Annotated in this window: 14 protein-coding genes; 7 read left to right on the top strand and 7 right to left on the bottom strand. The window is 65.6% G+C overall.

The annotated features are described in order from the left end of the window. Positions 1–750 carry a hypothetical protein gene (locus DEJ05_RS17880; RefSeq protein WP_146245090.1) on the bottom strand — a complete coding sequence of 250 codons (750 nt, stop codon included), beginning with the start codon at positions 748–750 and terminating at the stop codon, positions 1–3. A 254-nt stretch (positions 751–1,004) separates the two neighbouring features. On the opposite strand from DEJ05_RS17880, the gene DEJ05_RS11750 reads away from it, so the two are divergent. The 3 genes from DEJ05_RS11750 to DEJ05_RS11740 all read left to right on the top strand — a co-directional run bounded on the left by DEJ05_RS11750 (position 1,005) and on the right by DEJ05_RS11740 (position 4,174). Then, the gene (locus DEJ05_RS11750; RefSeq protein ID WP_111047495.1) at positions 1,005–1,430 is read left to right on the top strand and encodes a hypothetical protein; all 426 of its coding nucleotides are present in this window, start codon (positions 1,005–1,007) and stop codon (positions 1,428–1,430) included. A 415-nt stretch (positions 1,431–1,845) separates the two neighbouring features. Continuing rightward, the gene (locus DEJ05_RS11745) at positions 1,846–3,081 is read left to right on the top strand and encodes an acyl-CoA dehydrogenase family protein (RefSeq protein ID WP_111110486.1); all 1,236 of its coding nucleotides are present in this window, start codon (positions 1,846–1,848) and stop codon (positions 3,079–3,081) included. Between the two features lie 220 nt (positions 3,082–3,301). Next, a complete protein-coding gene (locus DEJ05_RS11740; RefSeq protein ID WP_181440714.1) occupies positions 3,302–4,174 on the top strand; it encodes a carboxypeptidase-like regulatory domain-containing protein in 873 nt (290 codons plus the stop codon). A gap of 165 nt (positions 4,175–4,339) precedes the next feature. Here the strand turns inward: DEJ05_RS11740 and DEJ05_RS11735 are convergent, their stop codons facing one another. Further along, complete coding sequence (locus tag DEJ05_RS11735; RefSeq protein WP_146245089.1) at positions 4,340–4,732, bottom strand: hypothetical protein; 393 nt, start codon at positions 4,730–4,732, stop codon at positions 4,340–4,342. Positions 4,733–5,251: 519 nt separating this feature from the next. Here DEJ05_RS11735 and DEJ05_RS11730 point away from each other — a divergent pair. Next, complete coding sequence (locus tag DEJ05_RS11730) at positions 5,252–5,539, top strand: hypothetical protein (RefSeq protein WP_146245088.1); 288 nt, start codon at positions 5,252–5,254, stop codon at positions 5,537–5,539. A gap of 896 nt (positions 5,540–6,435) precedes the next feature. Here DEJ05_RS11730 and DEJ05_RS11725 read toward each other — a convergent pair. After that, positions 6,436–6,960: a hypothetical protein gene (locus tag DEJ05_RS11725; RefSeq protein WP_146245087.1), complete on the bottom strand. Its 525-nt coding sequence runs from the start codon at positions 6,958–6,960 to the stop codon at positions 6,436–6,438. Between the two features lie 504 nt (positions 6,961–7,464). Here DEJ05_RS11725 and DEJ05_RS11720 point away from each other — a divergent pair. Together DEJ05_RS11720 and DEJ05_RS11715 are read left to right on the top strand one after the other, a co-directional pair. Beyond that, complete coding sequence (locus DEJ05_RS11720) at positions 7,465–9,936, top strand: hypothetical protein (RefSeq protein ID WP_146245086.1); 2,472 nt, start codon at positions 7,465–7,467, stop codon at positions 9,934–9,936. Between the two features lies 1 nt (position 9,937). Beyond that, the gene (locus DEJ05_RS11715; protein WP_111087954.1) at positions 9,938–10,231 is read left to right on the top strand and encodes a hypothetical protein; all 294 of its coding nucleotides are present in this window, start codon (positions 9,938–9,940) and stop codon (positions 10,229–10,231) included. A 321-nt stretch (positions 10,232–10,552) separates the two neighbouring features. On the opposite strand, the gene nrdF is transcribed toward DEJ05_RS11715, so the two are convergent. The 4 genes from nrdF to nrdH all read right to left on the bottom strand — a co-directional run bounded on the left by nrdF (position 10,553) and on the right by nrdH (position 14,502). Next, positions 10,553–11,527 (bottom strand): class 1b ribonucleoside-diphosphate reductase subunit beta, encoded by a 975-nt coding sequence (gene nrdF, locus DEJ05_RS11710; RefSeq protein WP_017886894.1) that lies wholly within the window; start codon positions 11,525–11,527, stop codon positions 10,553–10,555. Between the two features lie 90 nt (positions 11,528–11,617). Next, entirely contained in the window at positions 11,618–13,723 is a 2,106-nt protein-coding gene (gene nrdE, locus DEJ05_RS11705) for a class 1b ribonucleoside-diphosphate reductase subunit alpha (protein ID WP_110864196.1), read from the bottom strand. A gap of 17 nt (positions 13,724–13,740) precedes the next feature. After that, positions 13,741–14,157: a class Ib ribonucleoside-diphosphate reductase assembly flavoprotein NrdI gene (gene nrdI / locus DEJ05_RS11700; protein ID WP_027465945.1), complete on the bottom strand. Its 417-nt coding sequence runs from the start codon at positions 14,155–14,157 to the stop codon at positions 13,741–13,743. A 111-nt stretch (positions 14,158–14,268) separates the two neighbouring features. After that, positions 14,269–14,502: a glutaredoxin-like protein NrdH gene (gene nrdH / locus DEJ05_RS11695; RefSeq protein WP_017886897.1), complete on the bottom strand. Its 234-nt coding sequence runs from the start codon at positions 14,500–14,502 to the stop codon at positions 14,269–14,271. Positions 14,503–14,857: 355 nt separating this feature from the next. On the opposite strand from nrdH, the gene DEJ05_RS11690 reads away from it, so the two are divergent. After that, a complete protein-coding gene (locus DEJ05_RS11690; RefSeq protein ID WP_071405882.1) occupies positions 14,858–16,063 on the top strand; it encodes an MFS transporter in 1,206 nt (401 codons plus the stop codon). The last annotated feature ends 50 nt before the right edge of the window (positions 16,064–16,113 follow it).

Here is a 16,113-nt window from a genome sequence, read left to right as displayed (position 1 = left end):
TCACTCCCAGCGGTTGTATGTGATCGCGCCGTTGCCCTTGGCGCTGAGGCGCTGGATCGAGGAGTAGGTGCTCCACGCAACCGTGCCCCATGGAGTCGGCACACCGCGCTTCACGACGACCTTGCACTTCGCAGTGGCCTGTCCGCCGCTGATGTAACCGCTGCTCTTGGAGGTCCTCACTTCAGTGAACGGCTGGACGTTCCTGACGACGGTGCACGAGTAACCGAGCATCTTCCTCGCTGTAGTACCGCTGTACTGGTACGACATCGACACCTTCGTCTCGGTGAGACGGATTCCAGCGAAGGCGAACCATTGCTTCCCCCAGGACGACCGGGATGCGGCCCTGGTCCCCACCCCGACGCCGTTTCCTGCCTGTCCAGCGCCCGACGGTTGCGTTTCTCCCCATTCAAAGTCCCCGTTCGTCCGAACAGTCTCCGGCCCGAGCACCCTCTCATCGGCGGCTGCGGTGGCCGCGGACGCAATGCTCGGATCCAAGAAGTACGAAGCGAGCTCATGGCGCTGATCAGCGCTGAGGCGGTCGAAGGCCGTGATGTCGGACGGGGCTCCGGAAGCGACGAGGTCAGCGCGGACAGCCGACAACACCTCGGACGGCGTTCGCGGTCCAACAGCGTTGCTGCCGGCGGGCGGCGTGACCGTGGCGTTTGCCGGAACGGCGACGATGACGGAACCGGCGACGACGGCGCAGGCTGCGCCGATCGAGACGACGCGTCCGTAGGACGACTGCTTCATGGAAATTCCCCTCGTTCCCCGGCATCAAAGCCGACTCTCGCGTCGGCGGCGTTGCCGACAACGAGCAGTCAACTCAGTGATACATCACATCTGCAACTTCAGAGATGTTCCGGGCGTGTCGTTGACGCGCAGAGGGCGATCGGCCGATCGAGTGGCGTGGCAACGCGGCCCCAGACTCCGAGGATCAGGTCCACAGCGCCAGCCTGCAGGACGGCGTCTGCGAAGCGTCAGACTCGAGGGCGTTGACTACGTTCATGATCACCAAGGGCGTCATCCACCAGGTCGAGAGTGCGACTGTCCGGGATCGCAACGGCGTATCAGTCGGCAAGGTCGTGCAGGTGTTCCCCTCCGACGAGGACGGCAGTGCGGCCTACGTCTGTGTCGCGACGGGACTGCTCGGGCGACACCAGGCGCTCGTCCCCGCCGACGATGCCACGTTCGACGGCACGGACGTGCACGTCGGGTACACGAAGGACGCGATCAAGGACGCGCCGTCCCTCGGAGCCGGACGTACCCTGTCCCCCGCCGAGGCGAACGCCGTCCGCAAACACTTCGGGCTGTCCCGCACCGGCGCTGCGACCGGAGACATGGGCGACCCCCACGAGAACCTCGATCAGGCTGGGACAGGTCTTGCGGGTGCCGACGACACCGAAGGCGCAGGGACGACCCCGCCGGCCTGAACGTCACCGGAGTGAACGACGCCGAGACCACGGCTTTCGCCCACACCCAGCCAGGCAGTGGCCGGTCCTCTGGCTGGTGCGTGCTCCGTCGTTGATGCGCGCTGCTCTGAGCGTGGCCTACGCGGGTTTCTCGGAAGAGCATGCCCGTCTCCGTCCGACGGGCTCCGCGGCCATCGCACACGCGCAGCACCGCGAAGGCGCTGCTGCGAACCCCACCTCGTCACTGCGCGGTCACGTGTCATGGGAAGTCACCCTCCGACACACATCGACACAACCCTTCTCGCGGGCGTTCGGCGATGTCACAGTCTCGCCATGGCGCACATCTGGTCGAGCTGTCCGCCCACACCGGACGAATCGACACCACCCGGCGCCACACCACGCGACAGGTAGCAACCCAGAGCACGAAGGAGTCCTCGTGACCATCAGCAACCAGACCGCCGACCGCACGATCGACGAGGGCGCCGACGACGAGCTCCTCGCCCGCTTCCGTCCGATCTTCGACCGCATCGCTGCCGGCGCCTCCGAGCGCGAACGCGACCACCGCCTCCCGTTCGAGGAGATCCGCGAACTCGCCGCCGCAGGATTCGGCGCCCTCCGCGTCCCCGTCGCCCACGGCGGAGCCGGGGCGACCCTGCCCCAGCTGTTCCGCCTGCTGACGGAACTCGCCGCCGCTGACAGCAACATCCCCCAGGCGCTCCGCGGCCACTTCGCACTGGTGGAGGATCGGCTGGTCGCCCGGTCCGGGGAACGTGAGGTGTGGCTGGACCGCTTCGGCCGCGGTGAGATCGCCGGCAACTCGTGGACCGAGGTCGGGTCGGTGCAGGTCGGCGACGTGATCACGAAGGTGACCCCGCAGCCGGACGGGACGTTCCGGATCACCGGGCAGAAGTACTACTCGACGGGCAGCATCTTCGCCGACTGGATCGACACCTACGCCGAACGCACGGACACCGGCGAGCGGGTCATCGCGATCGTCGACGCGCACCAGCCCGGGGTCACCCACACCGACGACTGGGACGGGTTCGGGCAGCGCACCACCGGCTCCGGTACCAGCACCTTCGACGACGCCGTCGTGCAGGCCGATGGGGTGATCCCCTTCGACGAGCGGTTCAAGTACCAGACGGCGTTCTACCAGGGCGTGCTGTTGAGCGTCCTCGCCGGGTCCGTACTCGCAGCCGAGCGGGAGATCGCGCGCGAGGTCCGCAACCGCACCCGCGTCTTCTCCCACGGCAACGCCGACACGTTCGCGGCAGACCCCCAGATCCTGCAGGTCGTCGGCGAGGTGTCGGCGGCCGGGTTCGCCGCCACCGCCATCGTCGACCGGGCCGCCGCAGCCCTGCAGGGTGCGTACGAGGGAGCCGGGCTCGACACAGCCGAGGACGAGCGCCGCAACGACCGCGCCGAACTCGCGACCGCGCAGGCGCAGGTGGCGCTGACCACGCTGGCGACGACGGCGACCTCGCACCTGTTCGACGCGCTCGCGGCGTCCGGGGTGAGCACGACGAAGAACCTCGACCGGCACTGGCGGAACGCTCGCACCGCGGGCAGCCACAACCCGTGGGTCTTCAAGGCGCGGATCATCGGTGACCACGCGGTGAACGGTGCCGAACCGCCCCGCGTCTGGGCGATCGGTGCGACCCGGACCTCGTGACGCCTGTCGAAGCCGAGACGCTTCTGCGTGACCGCTGCTGCGATGTGCCTGCCCCACCGGCCGCCCGCCCGCGTACAGTCCCTGGCAACGCACGGCTGGCCAACGATCGGGGAACACGATGCGACTGATCACAGGGACGACACTGGCCGTTGCGCTGGCAGCAGGTGCGCTGATCGGCCTCGCGCCACCAGCGACTGCGGCCGGATCCGGAACGATCACCGTGCAGCTCGCAACGCCGGACGGCACCGCGATCCGGCTGGCGGACGTCGAACTCGCAGCGATCGGCACCGACGTCGTCGTCGGGAACGCCACCACCGACGATGACGGCGCCGCGACGTTCACCGGCATCCCCGCACCGGACACCGTCACGGTGACGACGCGGCAGCTCCCGCCGCACGGAACGGAGACCTACGCCCCAGGACTCCGCTCGGGCATCGCCGTCCGCGGCGGTTCGACAGTCGCGGTCACCGTGCCGCTCGTGATCGGCGCCACCGTGCAGGGCGGTGTGGTCGGCCCCACGGGACCCGCCGCCGGGCGCCTGATGTACGCCTGGAACGAGGACACCTCGCAGGTGTTCCGGACGACCTCGGACAGCACGGGCCAGTACCGGTTCGTGGGGTTGAGCACCGGGAAGTACCGCATCGAGGCCTACGCCAGCGGAACGGCGTCGCCCGCCGTCTGGAAGACCCGGGTGTACCAGCAGCGAGGAACGCTCCCGGCTTCCCGAGTCACCTTGTCACGGCACTACGCACACAGCGACTACGACCTGGTCGTCTACGCGACCTCGGCGTCCCGCAGCCCGTCGGCACAACTGAGCGGTGCGACCGTCACGGTGACGAACGCGACGACCGGTGCGTCGTTCTCGACCCGGTTCTCGACGCTGCTCGACAGCGAGCAGACGGCGCAGTTCCAGATCCCCACCGGGCAGTACGTGGTGGAGCTCCGGACCGTCGCGACGACCACAACGAACGCGCAGGTGCTGTGGCTCGGACGTCCGGGCGGCACGTACCGGTACGTGACCGACCGAGCGCAGGCCGTGCCGGTGAAGGTCGTGTTCGGCGGTGGCAACTTCTGGGGCGGCGCCCTCGGGTGATCCGGCCCCAGCACCAGCCCCAGCCCAGGGCTGGCCGGACGCGGTTGGCTGCGTGACTGCACGCGGTCACGTGAGCAGCAACGGACAGGAGGCGCGGTGCCAGCTGGCACCGCGCCTCCTGTCCGGCACACGGTCGCGGACACGCGACGGTGGCGTCGCCACCTTCTACATGTCGGCGACGAGACGGAGCGTGTAGCCGTCGGGGACCGTCTGGTGTTCGACGTAGTGCACGAACACCGGCGCAGCCTGGTCGGCCGTGAACAGCTCGGCAGGATGCCGCGGCTCGTGCGCGGCCTGCACGTCGATGGTCTCCGTGAGCGGTTCGGTGAGGTCGTGGTCACGGCCGACGATGTAGAAGCGGTACTCCCCGTCGTCCTCGCGGCGGCGCAGCTCGACGCTCATCTTCTCGGCGGTGCCACCGGCCTGCAGGTAGGAGTTGCCGTGCTCGTCGATGACCGACTGCGGGCCGGCGCGCCAGGTCTGGTCGTCGATCGGCGCGGAGAAGACGAGCCACGCGAAGTGGTCGTCGTTGTCGAGGAGGCCGAGGCTGCGTCGCACCTGGTCCGGGAGCGGGCGAAACGTGTCGTTCAGCACACTGCTGACTGACCCGTTGGACTTCATGATGATCAAGGCGGGCTACTCCACGTGCTCGTAGGCGACAGACGCAAGCGTTTCAAGCCCGCGGAAAGCGGCCACGGCATGAGCACGATCACCAGAAGCCACGACCCCGGTCGGGTGGTGTTGACGATGAGGTTCAGCAGTCCGAGCGCGAGCAGAAGACTGGCTGCGATCACCATGAACCACGCAAACGGGGCGCGGATACTTCGGCGGCTTCACCAGTTCAACGTAACGGCGGACACATTGTCTCGCACGACGATTGACTTTCGAGACGCCTTGATGCGAGCGCCGGCGAAGACGGGCCAGTGGGTTGGCGTCTGTAGGTCTGCAAGATATCCAGCGAGACACTGGGGTACTCGACACACAACGCCCGCGTCAGCTCGACCAACTCGGGACTGCCTGGCCCTTTGATCGAAAGTGGCAGGCAGCGTAGCGGTGCTCCACGGCACACTTGAGGCCATGAGGCAGGACGACATCGATGAGGAGCTCTTCCCGCTCGGGGCTCCTGACCGCCGCAGGCACTCGATCCAGGCTCCAGCAGGCTGGCAGGATCTAGCAGTCACGCTGACGTTGTTCGGTCTGTGCCTGCCGATGCTCGTTGTCGGTTGGTTCGGCGTCGTGCTCTCGATGTTCGCCTTCGACGCGTGCAGCGCTGGGGGGGTGCAACTACGCCGCCGGATCGGTCGCCTACATTGGCTTCCCGATCGCGGCCGTCGTCAGCACAGTGGTTTGGGTGTCGGTTGCTGAACGCCGTCGGCGTGCCCGTCGTCGCGCGTGGATGTCTGGAGCAGGGGCGATCCTCACCATCGTCGCCCTCTTTGCCCTCGCTGCGACCGTCGTCCATTTTGCAGCACAGCCGAATTGAGCTGTCCGGTCAGGCTGCCGGCGGCGTGCATCGGGTGGCCGGCTAACGTCTCATTGGCCGATGCTCGACCGGGCGCTTGGCTCGCTCCGGACGGGGTACGTGAGGAACACGAGCGGGGCGGGACCATGGTGGGGACCGAAACCCTCAATCGGAACGGAGCGAGAATGAGCACCCATCGGCAGCTCCGTGATGTCGCACGAGGTGTCGCGAGTTCGTTCTGCAGCGGCAACAACCGATACAGGGGCGCCTGGCTGCCTGGTGTGCTGCTCCACGAACAGGGGCCCTACCGCAAGCTTTCTTTCTCGCTCGTGCAGACTGCCGGCGGCCTCGGAGTCCTCAGCGCAGCCGGCGCCTACGCCGCGGAGGCGCGCATCCGCATCACAAACCGGCTACACCTGCCACAGCACTGGACCAGCGGTGGGACGCTCACGCTGCACTACTTGCCCCGCGAACCGAGTTGGACGCGAGAGGTATGGCTGCAACCACGAAGCGCCCTCGACCGCCCCACCTGGTGGTTCACCGTCGTCACCAGCATCGTCGATGACCGAGGCCGGACCCATGAGGGCACAATGAGCCGATGGTGCTGGCCCGATTCACGGCCGCTCCCGATCGCTCGCGAATTCTGGGACCCACAAGGGAGACGCGTTCGGACCTGAGCGCCCGTTGGCCGATGGCTCAGTGGTCACGAAGCACCTGCGACGGAAAGGTCCAGAGTCCTCAGACCACGAGAACTCGAGGCGGCTGACTCGGGCCCTACCGGGCGCGACCCCAGTCGACTTCAGTCGAGCCGGATGCGGACGACCCAGCCGACGATCGTCCCCTCGTGCGGGATTCGCGGGGCTAAGGTTCGCGCCGCGTGCTGCATCTCAGAGCCTGGGATCGGTTCCTGCCCCGAGCCGTTCGCGGACGACCCGTACCGTACCGACACCTGGTCGATCCGAGTGATAATGCCGTCGATTGGGCACTCTGGCCCGGCACCAAGCTGCTTCGCATAGGTGTTGCGTTCCTCGGTCACCGTGCGTCGGCCTCCGAAGTGGCCGAGACGAATCGGGTCCGCGTCGACGACGTCCCACCTAACTTGCTCGCCGACGGCGACGTTGAAAGCGTCCTCCGCGACCTGCCACTCGATGAGCCAGACGTCGCGCTCCCCGTCTCCCAGAGGCGGCACGATACTCTCCGACGGGACGACGCAGGGTTGTCGCCGTACAGCTGCCGGGTCAACGAAGCTAGGGGCACCGGCGAACAAAGCGTGCGCTGTCGCGGGGATAACTACGTGTTTCGACGGACGCTGTTCGGGCGGCATGTCTCGAAGGCTATCCGCCTAGAGAGGGCGCCAGCCCTCGATATCTCGGCGGAAGTGACCGCTAACCGATCCTTCAACGGGCGGTGCTCGTGGCTGAGGAGGCGCGCGAGCGAGAAGTCGATCGAATCGCCGACGAGCACAACGACGGCGTCCCGTTCGAACCGAACGCAGGCGGATCCCGCACCGGACGACCGTTCGGCAGCTGATCGATTGCGCAGTCGATGTACTTGACGATCGCGAGCAGTCGATGTCGCGCCCGGTGTCCTTGAGTAGCCCTTGGGCTCCGGGGAGCGCGTCCCTGATTCAGAGTCATGAGGGGACGAACTTCGAACGGTCGCTGCCCAAGTTGCATGAGGAACCATTAAGCCCGGTCCGGTACGATCGTTTCTCATCAGGTCTTTTGTCTTCCACCCCCAGATGGGTGCCAAGCAGCGACTTTCAGCTTCCTCTTATGCTGCGCAGGCTGACGGCAGCTCGTGCTGTCTGCATGACTGAGGGGGTTCCGTGCGCTCGATGCTGCACGATCCGCGAACGAGGAAGCGCAGCCTGGCTGCTGCGATGCTCGGTGCGCTGGCGTTGTTTGGTTCTCTGCTGGTGGCGACACCGGCTAACGCGTTGAATGACACCGGCACTGGTGGGGTGTTCATGCCGACAAGTGGCCGTGTCCTCGACACGGCGAAGGGCACTGGAGGTTTCAGCACGCCGATGGAGGCGGGTAAGTACCGCACTATCAAGGTCGCTGGTCTCGCTGGCCTGCCGGATGATGGCTCTGTCGGCGCGGTCTCGCTGAACGCAACGGTTGGCGCGTCAGCTGGGAATGGCACCCTCTTCGGCCGCCCGGACGCGGACTCTGGTCGCACTACGATGCTGATCTACAACGGCGTTTCGGGGGAGTACACCTCGAATACGGCCACTGTTGCGGTCGGTGCTGACGGCACGATCCAGGTCATGACGGAGAGCTCAGCACGGCTGATCCTGGACGTGCAGGGCTACTACACGGCGAACACGGACGGGACCGCTGCTGGCGGGTTCGTTCCGGTCGCTAAGCGCATCGTCGATACCCGTTCCGGCATGGGTGCAGCCAAAGTCGCAATCGCGCCGGGCAAGAGCATCGACGTGCAGATCACCGGCGCCAATGGGATCCCCGCGGGAGCATCCGGTGCGGTGGTGAACGTGGTCGCAGTCAACGCGACTGACGCGGATGGGTACCTTACTCCGTACGCGACCGGTGGGACCAAGCCGGTGAACTCGCTGCACTACGCACCGTCGGCGACAACCTCGATCCAAGCTCAGATTCCCTTGTCCGCGGACGGCAAGATCACAATCGCGAACTCCACGACGACGACCAACCTCATCGTCGACTTGCAGGGCTACTTCACCGCCGCCGGGAAGGGTGGTGCGGTATTCACACCGTCCTACGGGCGAGCGTATGACTCGCGTGCCACGGGTAACACGGCGCTGGCGGAGAACGAGACTCGATCGATCCAGATCGCTGGCACCGCAGGCGTTCCCGTTATGGGCTCCGGAATCACGGCGGTCGTGCTCACGCTGATCGCCGTGCACGGTGGCAGCAACGGCAACGCTGACGTCTGGGCAGACGGCACCATCAAGCCAAACACCACTGCGATCAACTTCCAAACCAACGACATCGAGACCAACACCATCACCGTCCCGCTGGGCGCGAACGGGAAGATCTCGCTCCATAACTCGGCGAAGGCGACTGACTACGTTGTCGATGTCCAAGGGTGGTACGCGAACCCGCAGGCGCCGACGATCTCCTGCCCCGCTCAGTACGCCAACGGCTCCTGGGTCGACTCCCTCCCGGCATCCCCGGTGAGCTGCACCGTGTCCGCACCCGCGGCGCTGTCCTCGGACGCAACTTTGTTCACTCTCGTCGATGGCGACAGCAGCCAGGAGTACCCGCTGAGCCCCTCGGGCAAGACCACCGTCGCGACGCCGGTTACCGCCGCTGCCGGCTGGCACACTGTGGACGCGATTGTCATGCAGTCCGACGGAAGCAGCTTCACAGAGAGCATCGCGTTCGGACTGAACGATGGCGCCCCGAGCGCGACGGTCCGCGCAATCGAGGCCGCCAACCCGGAGGTCTTCCTCGGCCTCTCGCCAACGGCGCCCGACGTCACAGCCCGATACGCGCTGCAGACCAGCGGTGAACAGACGTCGAGTGTTCCGAGCAACGCCGACGACGACGTGACCGTGACCTCGACGGACACTGAGACTGGTGCGACGTCCAACCTGTCTGCCGGATTGCCGTTCGCCGCGACGGCGAGCACAGCACGGTCCGAAGCGAACGGCATCGTCAGCTTCGACAACGGAAACGGCTCCTACACCGTGCCGGTCTCACACGCCGATGGCAGCCTCGCGATCAACACGGTCCTGACCGGGCCGTCATCGCCGACGTCGTTCGCCTACCCGCTGGAACTCCCCAAGGGTGGCTCCGTGAGCGTAGAAGACAACGGTGCAGTGCAGATCGAGGATGCGAGCGGCATGCCGGTCGGCTTCGTCGATGCGCCCTGGGCCGTGGACGCGAACGGCGCCGACGTGCCAACCAAGTTCGTAGTCTCCGGTAATGTCGTCACGCAACAGATCGACACCAGCGCGCCCGGCGTGCAGTTCCCGGTCGTCGCGGACCCGAGCCTCTGGTCGGTCATCGGTAGCGCCGTCGGCTGTGCTGCGGAAATCTCAAGCCTCGCTTTCGCCGGCGCCAAGGTGCTCGAGACCTTCGTGAAGGCCGAAAAGATCCTCAGGGGGATCAGGAAAGCCATCTACTGGTACAACAAGTTGGGAGGCTCGATGAAGAAGGTGGTCGGCCTGCTCAAGAAGTACGTCCAAAACCGACACAGCCTCTCGGAAGAGCAGGTCGAGGCTGTATCAGGCCTCTTCCATGAAGGTGGGAAAACACTCTTGAATATCATCGGCCTCGGATCTTGCTGGTCACTCGCGACGGCGAAGTACTGACGTGTCGGAATTTCTCCACTGGCTATCCATCGGCGCATTGCCCGTAGCCTCCGCGATGATTGGCTTCTTGATCGTCCACGGACTCGACGAACGCGGAACCGAGGAGAGCACAGGCATTGACGGCAAAACCCTGCTCACCTGCGGGATCGTTGTCGTGGTGTGCTCGCTGCAACTGGCCGGCCGGCCCGCGATCGATCCGATCTGGCTGCAGTACGTACTGCTTGTCGGCGCCGCTCTTGTCGTAGGCGCCGTCACTCGATACGTCCTCGGACGGCTCAGCACAAGACAGCGCTGACCCCCTGGCCATGTACGGCCCGATGGCCGGCCACCCTGCAACAGCAGGTGGCCGGCCATCGGCGTCTGTACCGAGACATGACGCCCGACACGTCACTACTCTGTGCGTGACCGTGCACGTTCCTTGAGGGTCAGCTGAGGGTCCCTCAGCGGAGACGGCCTCCCGCGGCACGCACATGACGGCGTTCGCGTCTCACATAGCCCGTCCGAAACGAATCTCGATGAGCGACCGCTATCCGGCCGCACCGGCGACGGTGTCCGTCAACTGAGAACGCCCCGCCAGCCGAAGCCAGCGGGGCGTCCCCATCGAGTCAGACCAGGATCAGAAGTCCCAGTCCTCGTCCTCAGTGTTCACGGCCTTGCCGATGACGTACGACGAGCCGGACCCCGAGAAGAAGTCGTGGTTCTCGTCCGCGTTCGGCGACAGGGCGGAGAGGATGGCCGGGTTCACGTCCGTGATGTTCTTCGGGAACATCGGCTCGTAGCCCAGGTTCATCAGCGCCTTGTTGGCGTTGTAGTGCAGGAACTTCTTGACGTCCTCGGTCAGACCGACCTCGTCGTAGAGGTCCTGCGTGTACTGCACCTCGTTCTCGTACATCTCGAACAGCAACGAGAACGTGTAGTCCTTGAGCTCGTCGCGCTCGGCCTGCGTGAGGGTCTCGAGGCCCTTCTGGTACTTGTACCCGATGTAGTACCCGTGGACGGCTTCGTCACGGATGATCAGGCGGATCAGGTCGGCGGTGTTCGTGAGCTTGGCGCGCGACGACCAGTGCATCGGCAGGTAGAAGCCCGAGTAGAACAGGAACGACTCGAGCAGCGTCGAGGCGACCTTGCGCTTCAGCGGGTTGTCGCCCTGGTAGTAGTCCATCACGATGGACGCCTTCTTCTGCAGGTTCGGGTTCTCCTCGGACCAGCGGAAGGCCTCGTCGATCTCACGCGTCGACGCGAGGGTCGAGAAGATCGACGAGTAGGACTTGGCGTGCACCGACTCCATGAACGCGATGTTCGTGTAAACGGCTTCCTCGTGCGGGGTGATCGCGTCGGGGATGAGCGACACGGCGCCGACGGTGCCCTGGATGGTGTCGAGCAGGGTCAGACCGGTGAACACACGCATGGTCAGGGTCTGCTCGGCCGGCGTCAACGTGTTCCACGACTGCACGTCGTTCGACAGCGGCACCTTCTCGGGCAGCCAGAAGTTGTTGACGAGACGGTTCCAGACCTCGACGTCCTTGTCGTCTTGGATGCGGTTCCAGTTGATGGCCTGGACCCGATCAATGAGCTTCAGCTTCTCGACCAACGTGTGTTCCTTACAGAGATGGTGACTAAGTGACGGACTGGAGGCGCGGTGCGGGTTGGCACCGCGCCTCCAGGGAGCAGAGCGGCAGCTCTACAGCATGCAGCTGACGCAGCCCTCGACCTCCGTGCCCTCCAGCGCGAGCTGGCGGAGACGGATGTAGTAGATCGTCTTGATGCCCTTGCGCCATGCGTAGATCTGCGCCTTGTTGATGTCACGCGTGGTGGCGGTGTCCTTGAAGAACAGCGTCAGGGACAGGCCCTGGTCCACGTGCTGCGTCGCCGCGGCGTACGTGTCGATGATCTTCTCGGCACCGATCTCGTACGCGTCCTGGTAGTAGTCCAGGTTGTCGTTCGTCATGAACGGCGCCGGGTAGTAGACGCGGCCGAGCTTGCCTTCCTTGCGGATCTCGATCTTCGACGCGATCGGGTGGATCGACGACGTCGAGTGGTTGATGTACGAGATCGAACCGGTCGGCGGGACGGCCTGCAGGTTCTGGTTGTAGATGCCGTGCTCCTGGACGGACGCCTTCAGCGCCTTCCAGTCGTCCTGCGTCGGGATCGTGATGTTCGCGTTGTCGAACAGCGAGGCAACACGAGCGGTCGCGGGGGTCCACGTCTGGTCGGTGTACTTGTCGAAGAACTCACCCGACGCGTACTTCGAGTCGCGGAAGCCGTCGAAGGTCTCGCCGGTCTCGATCGCGATCTTGTTCGACGCACGCAGGGCGTGGAACAGCACCGTGTAGAAGTAGATGTTCGTGAAGTCGATGCCCTCTTCGGAGCCGTAGTAGACGCGCTCACGAGCGAGGTAGCCGTGCAGGTTCATCTGGCCGAGGCCGATGGCGTGCGACTTGTCGTTGCCGTCCTCGACGGAACGCACCGAGGTGATGTGCGACATCTGCGAGACCGAGGTCAGGCCGCGGATGGCCGTCTCGATGGTCTTGCCGAAGTCCGGCGAGTCCATCGTCAGCGCGATGTTCAGCGAGCCGAGGTTGCAGGAGATGTCCTTGCCGATCTCCTTGTAGGACAGGTCCTCGTTGAAGGTCGTCGGGGTGTTGACCTGCAGGATCTCCGAGCACAGGTTGGACATGTTGATCCGACCCTTGATCGGGTTGGCCTTGTTCACCGTGTCCTCGAACACGATGTACGGGTAGCCCGACTCGAACTGGATCTCGGCGATGGTCGTGAAGAAGTCACGCGCCTTGATCTTCGTCTTCTTGATGCGCGAGTCGTCGACCATCGCGCGGTAGTTCTCGGAGATCGGGACATCACCGAAGGGGACGCCGTAGACCTTCTCGACGTCGTACGGCGAGAACAGGTACATGTCCTCGTTGTTCTTCGCGAGCTCGAACGTGATGTCCGGCACGACGACGCCGAGGGACAGCGTCTTGATGCGGATCTTCTCGTCGGCGTTCTCGCGCTTGGTGTCGAGGAACTTCATGATGTCCGGGTGGTGGGCGCTGAGGTAGACCGCGCCGGCACCCTGACGCGCACCGAGCTGGTTCGCGTAGGAGAAGGAGTCTTCCAGCAGCTTCATCACGGGGATGATGCCCGAGGACTGGTTCTCGATCTGCTTGATCGGGGCGCCGGCCTCGCGGATGTTGGAGAGGAGCAGGGCCACGCCGCCGCCGCGCTTCGAGAGCTGCAGCGAGGAGTTGATGCCGCGCGAGATCGACTCCATGTTGTCCTCGATGCGGAGCAGGAAGCAGGAGACGAGCTCGCCGCGCTGTGCCTTCGCAGTGTTGAGGAACGTGGGGGTCGCGGGCTGGAAGCGGCCGGCGACGATCTCTTCGACCAGGTCGATGGCGAGCTGCTCGTTGCCCTGGGCCAGGCCGAGGGCGGTCATGACGACGCGGTCCTCGAAGCGCTCGAGGTAGCGCTTGCCGTCGAACGTCTTGAGCGTGTAGCTCGTGTAGTACTTGAACGCGCCGAGGAACGTCTGGAACCGGAACTTCTTCGAGTACGCCAGGTCGTTGAGTCGCTGGATGAAGTCCAGCGAGTACATGTCGATCGTGGCTTTTTCGTAGTACTCGTTCTCGACCAGGTAGTCGAGCCGCTCCTTCAGGTTGTGGAAGAAGACGGTGTTCTGGTTGACGTGCTGCAGGAAGAACTGCTTGGCGGCCTCACGATCCTTGTCGAACTGGATGTTCCCGTCCGCGTCGTAGAGGTTGAGCATCGCGTTGAGGGAGTGGTAGTCCATCCCCGTCTGCGGCGACGTCAGATCGACGTCTGCAACTGCTGCGTCCAAAATGCATCCAATCCTGAGTTGACCGCCGACACGTCGTCAGGGGTCCCGAAGAGTTCGAATCTGTAGAGAAGGGGGACGTTGCACTTCTGCGCGATGACGTCCCCTGCGAGGCCGTACGCCTCGCCGAAGTTCGTGTTGCCACCCACCACCACGCCGCGGATGAGCGAGCGGTTGTGGGCGTCGTTGAGGAACTTGATGACCTGCTTGGGGACTGCACCCTCGCCGTTGCCGCCACCGTAGGTGGGCAGGACCAGGACGTAGGGCTCGTCGACGTGCAGGAACGGTTCGCTCGGGTAGAGCGGGATCCGGTCCGCGTCGCGGCCGAGCTTCTCGACGAAGCGCGCGGTGTAACCGGACACGCTCGAGAAGTAGACCAATCGGCTCATGGTGCGCTCCTCGTGGAAAGGTGCGGACAGGCGGACCGGACGGGCCAGGAGAGGCGAGTCGCTCCTCCCGAGATGCCCTGCCTGCGGGCCCCTTCGGGGCCCGCAGAACGACTACGCCAGTTCGGCGCTGAGGGTCGCGATCTTGTCGGGGCGGAAACCCGACCAGTGGTCGTCGTCCGTGACGACGACGGGGGCCTGCATGTAGCCCAGGCTCTTGACGTGCTCGAGCGCTGCTTCGTCCGTGGAGACGTCGTGCACTTCGTACTCGATGCCCTTGTTGTCGAGGGCCCGGTACGTCGCGGTGCACTGGACGCAGGACGGCTTGGTGTAGACGGTGACGGCCATGTTCTCCCCTGGTTCCTACTGGTTTCTGCTGTGCTGTGGAGGTGGTGCTGATGTCTGTCCGCAGTCGTGTCCGGGAGGGGCCGCTGCGATGCCTCCACACTACATCTAGTGGCTAGCCGCAGCACCGACCACTAGAGGAAGTGTTACAGCCATGTAGTTCTCCACAACGTCCTCCACAGTCTGTGGATTCCCGGGAGACCCGAGTTTCCGCCAGTCTGCGCCCGACCACCGACACTTCCCCACACCGGTGGACAGTCCCGATCCACAGATGTGGAATCAACGCGTCGGCGTGTCGCGAACCGCCCCTCCCCAGGACGGGGGACACCCCCGTCCGGCCGGTCCGTACACTCGTCTCGTGAGTACGTACGGGCCCCTCCTGAAGACCCCTGGCGTGGGTCGTGTCATCGCCGCACAGCTCACCGCGCGGTTCCCGTTCGGCATGCTGTCGCTGGCCTACCTGCTGCACGTCGAGCACGTGTTCGACTCCTACGGCGCGGCCGGTCTGGTGCTCGCGACGACGAGCATCGGGCAGGCACTGGCCGGCCCGCTGACGAGCCGGTGGATGGGCAGCTGGGGCATGCGCCCCGTCCTCATCCTGACGAGCATCGTCGCGCTGATCAGCATGGTGGTCATCGCGTTCGTGGTCATGCCGCTCTGGGGCTACGTGGTGGTCGGGTTCCTCGGCGGCCTGGCGGTCCCGCCCGTGCAGCCGGCGGTGCGCACCATCTACCCGAAGATGGTGACGTCGGCGCAGCTCACACCCCTCTTCTCCCTCGACGCCAGCGCGCAGGAGCTCATCTGGGTCGCCGGCCCGGTCATCACCACCTTCGTCGCCACCCAGGTCGGCACGGTCGAGGCGATCGTCGTCGCGATGGTGTTCCTGGTCGTCGGCGGCGCGTGGTTCATCGCCTCCCCCGAGCTCGGCCGCGTCCGTATCCCCCGTTCCAAGCGCGCCTTCGGTGTCGTGCTGAAGCGCCCCGCCGTCGTCGTCGCCACCCTGACCGGTCTGCTGCTGATCGGGGCGTGCGCCGCGGTCGAGGCGAGCGTCACCAGCGTCTTCGGCGAGGGCAGCCCGAACGCCGGCATCGTCCTCGCGGTGTTCGCGGTCGGTTCGCTCGCCGGCGGCCTGGCGTTCGGCCACCGCCCGATCTCCCGCAACACCCTGTGGACGCGCATGGCCGTCGTCTTCGTCGGCCTCACCCTGGCCCTCGGCGGCACGGGCTTCTGGTGGCTCTGCCTCGCCCTGGTCATCGCGGGTGTGGGCATCGCGCCGGCCCTCGCGGTGATGTTCGGTTCGGTCTCCGCCACGGTCAAGTTCTCCGACACGGCCGAGGCATACGGCTGGATGGGCACCGGCCAGCTGATCGGTGCCGCCGGCGGTTCGGCGATCGCCGGCTTCCTGATCGACGGCAGCGGCCCCGTCGGCGGCTTCACCGTCGGCGCCGTGATGGCCGGCCTGGGCGTGCTGCTCCCCCTGGCGATGCGCAGCTGGCTGCCCGACCTGCGCGGCCGTGACGCCAGCCCCCTCCCCGACACCGAGCCGGTGCACCTGCCGACTTGAGCGGGGGCCGGCGGGCGGTTTCGGGCGTACCTGGTCGAATCGGGCGTACC

It is taken from the genome of Curtobacterium sp. MCLR17_045 (genome assembly GCF_003234405.1).
Lineage (GTDB): Bacteria > Actinomycetota > Actinomycetes > Actinomycetales > Microbacteriaceae > Curtobacterium > Curtobacterium flaccumfaciens.
Note: the sequence above shows the minus strand (reverse complement) of the source record. Positions and strands in the feature narration are given on the sequence as shown.